9 protein-coding genes and 1 other RNA gene (1 of these 10 running past the window's edge) are annotated in these 7325 nt (G+C 45.1%); 2 read left to right on the forward strand and 8 right to left on the reverse strand.

Translation table 11 applies throughout. From position 1 onward, the window contains the following. Window positions 1–44: 44 nt before the first annotated feature. From ACO59Y_RS02980 to dinB, 8 genes are all read right to left on the reverse strand, one after another. On the reverse strand, window positions 45–983 hold the full coding sequence (locus ACO59Y_RS02980; RefSeq protein ID WP_486130686.1) for a 2-hydroxyacid dehydrogenase: 939 nt from the start codon (window positions 981–983) through the stop codon (window positions 45–47). A gap of 61 nt (window positions 984–1044) precedes the next feature. Further along, window positions 1045–1899 carry a 3-deoxy-8-phosphooctulonate synthase gene (kdsA, locus tag ACO59Y_RS02985; RefSeq protein ID WP_486130506.1) on the reverse strand — a complete coding sequence of 285 codons (855 nt, stop codon included), beginning with the start codon at window positions 1897–1899 and terminating at the stop codon, window positions 1045–1047. 13 nt (window positions 1900–1912) lie between these two features. Continuing rightward, window positions 1913–2716: a SirB1 family protein gene (locus tag ACO59Y_RS02990; RefSeq protein ID WP_486130508.1), complete on the reverse strand. Its 804-nt coding sequence runs from the start codon at window positions 2714–2716 to the stop codon at window positions 1913–1915. Next, window positions 2703–3593 carry a peptide chain release factor N(5)-glutamine methyltransferase gene (prmC, locus tag ACO59Y_RS02995; protein ID WP_486130510.1) on the reverse strand — a complete coding sequence of 297 codons (891 nt, stop codon included), beginning with the start codon at window positions 3591–3593 and terminating at the stop codon, window positions 2703–2705. Before prmC ends, ACO59Y_RS02990 begins: the two co-directional genes overlap by 14 nt. Beyond that, entirely contained in the window at window positions 3593–4042 is a 450-nt protein-coding gene (locus ACO59Y_RS03000; protein WP_486130512.1) for an RDD family protein, read from the reverse strand. Before ACO59Y_RS03000 ends, prmC begins: the two co-directional genes overlap by 1 nt. 62 nt (window positions 4043–4104) lie before the next feature. Beyond that, complete coding sequence (prfA, locus tag ACO59Y_RS03005; protein WP_486130514.1) at window positions 4105–5187, reverse strand: peptide chain release factor 1; 1083 nt, start codon at window positions 5185–5187, stop codon at window positions 4105–4107. Between the two features lie 155 nt (window positions 5188–5342). Next, entirely contained in the window at window positions 5343–5882 is a 540-nt protein-coding gene (locus ACO59Y_RS03010) for an elongation factor P hydroxylase (protein WP_486130688.1), read from the reverse strand. A gap of 46 nt (window positions 5883–5928) precedes the next feature. Continuing rightward, a complete protein-coding gene (dinB, locus tag ACO59Y_RS03015) occupies window positions 5929–6996 on the reverse strand; it encodes a DNA polymerase IV (RefSeq protein ID WP_486130516.1) in 1068 nt (355 codons plus the stop codon). 117 nt (window positions 6997–7113) lie between these two features. Here dinB and ACO59Y_RS03020 point away from each other — a divergent pair. Further along, on the forward strand, window positions 7114–7325 hold a 212-nt coding region (locus ACO59Y_RS03020), incomplete at its 3' end, for a hypothetical protein (protein ID WP_486130518.1). After that, window positions 7279–7325: a transfer-messenger RNA gene (gene ssrA, locus ACO59Y_RS03025) on the forward strand (it continues 211 nt past the right edge of the window). The genes ACO59Y_RS03020 and ssrA, both read left to right, overlap by 47 nt.

A 7325-nucleotide genomic window follows, 5' to 3' on the forward strand; every position in this document is an offset into this window, starting at 1 on the left:
ATGCAGGCATTAAAATAACCCATACCGTTCATATAGGGAGGAAACTATAGACTTTTGACGAAGTCTTCGATATTTTGCGTCACTTTTTTCACTAAAGTCGTCACCGCACTATCACTTGCCCAAGCGATGTGTGGCGTGATAATTAAGTTTGGCATGGTTTTGGCTGCCAAAATTAACGGATTGTCTTTTTCCGGCGGTTCTTTCACCAATACGTCTAGCGCTGCACCGCCTAAATGGCCGCTTTTTAACGCATCCAATAAAGCGGTTTCATCCACTAAAGGACCACGTCCCGTATTGATTAAAAATGCGCCTTTTTTCATTTGTGACAGAGTGCGCGCATTGATTAAATTTTGGGTATTTTCTGTCAACGGGCAATGTAAAGTAACAATATCCGCTTGTTTTAATACCTCGTTAAACGGCGTGTAACCATCGCGACAAATCGTCGCATCTTGGTGCTCGGCATATAGCACCTTCATACCGAGTGCTTGCGCCAAACGTCCGACTTCGCTGCCTAAACAACCTTTACCGAACACGCCTAATGTAGAACCACGCACATCGGTAATCGGATAATCGAAATAACAAAATTGCGGACAATCCGCCCATTTGGCCGATGTTTGATCACGCAACCAACCGGCCAAACTGTGTTTGAGCGCGAAAATTAAGCCTAAAACATGTTCCGGCACCGTCGTACTGGAATATCCCGTCACATTACGCACTGCCACGCCTAATTCTGCGGCCGCGACCAGATCAATGTTATTGGTTCCGGTCGCTGTTAACGCAATTAATTTGAGTCTTGGTAATTGTTCTAAGGTCTTGCGATCAAAAATTACTTTGTTGGTAATCACAATATCGGCGTCTTTCGCTCGCTCGACGGTTTCTTCTGCTGAAGTTCGTTCATATTCAATCCAATCATGCGCAAAATCCGGGCGTGGAATCGGGATGTGTTTTGGAATAGCGGTGCTATCTAAAAAAACAATTTGCATCATCAATATTCTCCTTTTGAGCGACACTATAAAAATTTTCGTTTTTTAACCGCACGTTAAATTAAATTGAAGTATCCAATTCCGGGAAAGATTTTACTAAATCATCAATCGCTTTCATTTGTGAGACAAAATCTTCCAATACGGAAAGCGGCAATGCCGAAGGGCCGTCGCATTTGGCATTTTTCGGATCCGGATGGGCTTCTAAGAATAAACCGGCAATGCCTACTGCCAAACCGGAACGGGCCAGTTCGGTCACTTGCGCACGACGACCGCCCGATGCAGCGCCGAACGGATCACGACATTGTAATGAATGGGTTACGTCAAAAATGACCGGACTGCCCTTGGAGACTTTCTTCATCACCCCGAAACCCAACATATCCACGACTAAATTATCGTAACCGAAATTCGTACCGCGATCGCAAAGAATGACTTGATCGTTACCGCATTCCTCGATTTTTTCTACAATATTGCCCATTTGTCCAGGACTCAAAAATTGCGGTTTTTTTACGTTAATCACTGCACCGGTACGCGCCATCGCCTCAACCAAATCGGTTTGGCGCGCTAAGAACGCCGGCAATTGAATCACATCCACCACCTCAGCAACCGATTGGCATTGATAAATTTCATGTACGTCGGTAATAATCTTTACGCCGAAAGCATCTTTTAATTGTTGGAAAATTTTCAACCCCTCTTCCATACCCGGACCGCGATAGGAATGCACGGAAGAGCGGTTAGCTTTATCAAAGGATGCCTTGAACACGTAAGGCACACCGAGTTTTTCCGTCACTTTTACATAGGCTTCGCACACTTGCATGGCCATATCGCGACTTTCCAACACATTCATGCCGCCGAAAAGCACGAAAGGTTTATCATTAGCGACATCAATATCGCCGATTTTTACAATTTTGTTTTGCATAAATTTTCCTTTATTAATTAACAAGATGACGTGCTTTTTCTACTTCGCCTTTGAGTTCTAAAAGTTGAGTGCGAATTAAACCCGCAGTCGGATCTTGCGGGTGTTGCTCTACGAAAAATTCTAAATCTTGCAACGCCGCTTGATACGCGCCCATTTGCGCCAATACCAAACCGCGATCGCGAATATCGTAAGGATTATGTTTTGCGCGAATCAAGGATTCAATGTAATGAAATGCCATATCGTTATGTTCTTCGCGGATCAGCGCGTTCTTCGCCAACTGTTCAAAACGGGAATACAACAAAGGCAAATCGGCGCGCGCCAATTCTTCGGGTTGAATTTCAGCGCCGAAACCAAAAGCGCCTTCGTAAAGTCGCTGTAATTTTTGTTGCGACATATAAGTGCCGTTCCAAGGATCAATAAACACCGCTTCGCCATTCGTTTCCGCACGCAAAATTAGTTGGGTCGGAAAATTAACCGGATAAATCGGCAAATCCAGCGCCTCGGCCAAATACAATACAATGGCGCCAAGGCTAACCGGCATACCTTGGCGATATTCCAATACGTAAGGCAAATAAAGATTACGTGCGTAAAAATATTCGTCAGCATCGCAATGAAAACCCCAATCGCCGTAAACCAGTTGCAGCAAGCGTTCAATGCGGTGCTCTAACGGCAGGTCAAGGGAAATCTCGCGGCGGGCTTTGCGCACTAAACCGCCCATTAACGAACGAACGCGTCGTAGTGCATTACCTTCATCGTCGCAAACAGCTAAATAAAAAGTGACAAATTCATCGTATAACGCACGTCTATTGTATTTCATGATTTTTCCAAAATCCTAAGGTAACACGTTCATTGTCGCCGTAATCCCGCACTGTTGCAACTTGCTGCCCGGAATTCTCGCGGAAAATCGACCGCACTTTTGCACCTTGTTGCCAACCGTGTTCCAGTAGTAACGCGCCATTTTCCTTCAAATAATGTGGCGCTTGCTCAATGATATGACGCAAATCCGCATAGCCTTGCTCTTCCGCTACCAATGCCGAATGCGGTTCAAAGCGCAGGTCACCTCGGCTTAAATGCACATCGTCTTGGTCAATATAAGGCGGATTGCTGACGATGATATCGAATTTTCCGGTTACCTTTTCAAACCAATGGCTTTGTAAAAAAATGGCATTTAGTTGATTTTTCACCGCATTGGACTTCGCCAAGAGCACCGCATTGGGCATGAAATCTACGCCAATGATTTCTAATTGAACACCTTGTTTTTGGCAGCGCGGCGTTAGCTCGGAAGTCAGCGCTAACGCAATAGCGCCGGTGCCGGTACCAAGATCGAGAATGCGAAGGGGTGAGGTTTTTTTATGAAGCTTTTCAAGCGCAATGTCCAATGCCTTTTCCACTAAAATTTCCGTATCCGGACGCGGAATCAACGTATCCACCGACACATTCAACGGCAACGACCAAAATTCTTTTTCACCGAGAATATAAGCGATAGGTTCGCCTTTTAACCGACGCGCCAAAAGCGCGGTTAAATCAGCGCTCATTTTTTCATCTATTTGCGTTTCCTCGAACGCTAAAATTTGTGTCCGCGATCTACCGGTCGCGTGTTGGAGCAACACCAATGCATCAATTTTGGCATTTTCATTCGGATTGGCCTGACTAAGTCGTTGCGTCGCGTCAGCCAGCCATTGTCGGTAATTCATTAATTTTTAATAACAATCGTTGACATAATAATATCGGTAAACGAACGACGTTCCTGATTCACAAATGCAACAATAGCATTAATAATGACCAACCCCGACGTGTTTAAACCGAAATCTAAAAACTCTCTGATGACATATCGCCCGAAACTGAGCGGTCGGTTTGTCATATAATCCAGCACTTGAATATTTAACCAACGCTTTCCAAGGGTTTGTCCATAGGTTTTCATAACATAGAGTTGCAAAATAACATATAAAACCAAGCCGATAATATGGCCGATATCAGTTATGCCTAACAAGTTAAATATCATGATTCCCATGAACATAAAACCGTAACACATCAAATTATCAATTAATGCCACACAGCAACGTTTAAATCGACTTGCAAACTGAATCGGATAAACGCGTGCGCCATTGTCGGAATAATCTGCGCTAGGATTTTCTACCAGCATCTGTTCATTTTCCTTAGTGAATTTAATTTAAAAGGACATCCGAAAACCGGATGCCCTAGAGGTTAATTTTGTTCTGACAACGCCGCCAACTGATCCGCTTGATATTCGGTGATAATTGGCTGGATTAACTCATCGATTTTGCCGTTCATCACTTCGTCTAAACGATAAATCGTCAAGTTAATGCGGTGATCCGTTACACGACCTTGCGGATAGTTATAGGTACGGATTTTATCGGAACGGTCGCCGGACCCTAATAAATTACGGCGCATATCGGTTTGTTCCGCGGCTTGACGTTCCTGCTCCGCCTGCACAATACGTGACGCCAATACAGACATTGCTTTGGCTTTATTTTTATGTTGCGAACGCTCGTCTTGGCATTCCACCACGATGCCGGTCGGAATGTGCGTGATACGCACCGCGGAATCGGTAGTATTTACGTGCTGACCGCCTGCACCGGACGAACGATAAGTATCAATACGCAAATCTGCAGGGTTGATTTCCGGCATTTCCGATTCCGGTAGTTCCGGCATCACCGCAACGGTACAAGCGGAAGTGTGAATACGCCCTTGCGATTCGGTTTTTGGCACGCGTTGCACGCGGTGACCGCCCGATTCAAATTTAAGCTGACCATACACGCCCTCGCCGCTGACTTTTACAATCACTTCTTTATAACCGCCCTGCTCGCTTTCATTGGCGCTAAGCATTTCCACACGCCAGCGTTTGCTTTCTGCATAGCGACTGTACATACGAAACAAATCGCCGGCGAAAATCCCCGCCTCATCACCGCCGGTACCCGCACGGATTTCCAAATAACAGTTATATTCGTCATTCGGATCTTTCGGCAGCAAGAGAATTTGCAGTTGTTGTTCCGTTTCTTCAATTTCCGCGTTGGACGCCTCAATTTCCATTTGCGCCATTTCTTTCATTTCCGCATCGTCGAGCAATATTTCTGCTTCTTCAATATTACGATTAAGCTGCGTCCAACGATTGAAACATTTCACAACTTCTTCAAGTTGCGCATATTCTTTGGAATAGGCGCGAAATTTATCCTGATCACTAATCACTGAAGCATCGCCTAGCAACGCCTCTAATTCTTCATAACGTTCTTTCAAACTTTCTAGTTTGGTAATAATCGAATCTTTCATAATTTTAAAGTTAAAGCCAAAAATAAAATCGGCGTATTCTAGCCGATTTAGGGAAAAATTGACAGCGCGGAAGCGCCTTCAATGCGGTGCTGAAACGCCCCCTCAATTTGGGGGCGAAATCAACCGAACTTGCACTCGACAAATACGTCTTTAGCCTAAATCCTCGTCACATCAAATTTTTCCAATTCAATGCGGTGCTGTTCCGTACCATAAAATTTCGCCAACGCACGGCGTAAAGTTTCTGCGCGTTGCGGCAAGCCTTTTTCCGCATAAACCTTGACTTGTTCATACACCGCCAATTTAAACGGCTGCGTATCGCCCGGATTACCATTTAGATTATCGGCGCTGGCAAAATAACGAAAATCGGCAGCGGTAGCTAAGATCCATTCGATCGCTTGCGGTTTTACTTCGACTTTTTCAAAATCCCTTTGACGCGCTTCCGAACGACCGTCAGGCTCGTACCAATAGCCGAAATCCTCCAATTTGCGCCGTTCTTTGCCGGCGACCAACCAATGTGCGATTTCATGCAACGCGCTGCTGTAAAAACCGCGTGCAAAATAAATGGCGTTATACGGCACCTGCTCGTTGGCCGGAAGATAAATGGGTTCTTCGCCGCCTTTCACCAAACGCGTATTATATTCTTGTTCAAAACATTGATTAAAAATCGAAATAATATCTTCCAATTTATGTTCTATTGTTGCGTTCATCGTATTGACTCCATAAAAAGCGCAGAATTATACACTACCAAAAACTCATTTGTTCTTGTTTATTTCCTTCCGGTAAATTCACATGAAGACCGAGTAAGCGCACGGATTTACCTTGGCTGCGTTGCCAAATTTGACCGAGTAATTGTCGGAAGCTGTCAAGACAAAGCGGCAAGCCAGTTTTTTCTAAGGTCGTCACTTGAAAGTCTGCAAATTTGAGTTTCACGCCAATTTTACGAAACGCCGACAAAGGTGTATTCGGTGCACTGCGCTCAAGACGACGAAGCAATTCGGCATAAAGATTCTCCAGCAATGCAAGGCCCTGTTCGGCGGTATGAATATTTTCCGATAAAGTACGCTCTACACCGACGGATTTTCGCACGCGGTGCGCTTGCACTTCGCGTTCATCAATACCGTGGCTGAAATCCCATATGCGCTTGCCCATTTTGCCGAATTGATTAAGTAACAGGTTTTGTGCCGATTTTTGAATATCCGCGCAGGTTTCCAATCCCATATCCAGCAAACGCTGTGTCGTCACTTTACCCACGCCGGGAATTTTCTTTAACGGCAAAGTTTTGACAAAACTTGCTACGTCATCGGGTTTAATCACAAATTGGCCGTTCGGTTTGTTCATATCCGAGGCGATTTTAGCGAGAAATTTCAGCGGTGCCACGCCGGCTGAAGCGGTTAGCTGCAATTCGTCAAAAATTGCTTGACGAATTTCTTGCGCAATCCAAGTGGCGGAACCGGCGCATTTTTGGCAATCGGTTACATCCAAATAGGCTTCATCCAACGAAAGCGGCTCGATAAGGTCGGTATAACGATGAAAGATTTGATGAATTTGTGCGGACACTTCTTTATATCGCGCCATATTTACCGGCAACAAAATGAGATTCGGACATTTTTTCAGCGCCTGTGCCGTCGGCATTGCGCTATGCAAACCGAACTTACGCGCCTCATAATTGCAGGTGCTGAGCACGCCGCGCTGACGCGAACTGCCGCCCACCGCAACGGGCTTGCCTTGCAAGGCGGGATTCTCGCGAATTTCCACCGAGGCATAAAAGCAATCCATATCAATGTGAATGATTTTACGTGCTGGAGACATAGTTAAAAGGCGGCTTCAATGCGGTGCTGATTACGCACTTGATTACAATTTGGCTTAGTATATCCGCAAGCAAAATACTGTTCAAGCATACAGATAAATTAAATTTAAGCGAAGCGTTTGCGCAAACTTTCAAGCATTTATTTGCCATCGTCCGGAACACCGCATTGGCAGCCCAAATCAGCGCATCATCAATTCTTAGAAAGCCACCTCCTGTTGAAAGCGCATGATATAAATAGATTCTTTGATTTATCGCTTTTTTTTGATAGACTAGCGGCCAATTTTGGGGCTGATTCTGGATTCGACGGGATTAGCGAAGCCCAAGGTGCACG

The organism is Rodentibacter sp. (genome assembly GCF_057314195.1).

Coding starts and splice junctions, on each gene's coding strand:
- ACO59Y_RS02980 (WP_486130686.1), bottom strand. CDS start 983: ATGCAAATTGTTTTTTTAGATAGCACCGCTATTCCAAAACACATCCCG.
- kdsA (WP_486130506.1), bottom strand. CDS start 1,899: ATGCAAAACAAAATTGTAAAAATCGGCGATATTGATGTCGCTAATGAT.
- ACO59Y_RS02990 (WP_486130508.1), bottom strand. CDS start 2,716: ATGAAATACAATAGACGTGCGTTATACGATGAATTTGTCACTTTTTAT.
- prmC (WP_486130510.1), bottom strand. CDS start 3,593: ATGAATTACCGACAATGGCTGGCTGACGCGACGCAACGACTTAGTCAG.
- ACO59Y_RS03000 (WP_486130512.1), bottom strand. CDS start 4,042: ATGCTGGTAGAAAATCCTAGCGCAGATTATTCCGACAATGGCGCACGC.
- prfA (WP_486130514.1), bottom strand. CDS start 5,187: ATGAAAGATTCGATTATTACCAAACTAGAAAGTTTGAAAGAACGTTAT.
- dinB (WP_486130516.1), bottom strand. CDS start 6,996: ATGTCTCCAGCACGTAAAATCATTCACATTGATATGGATTGCTTTTAT.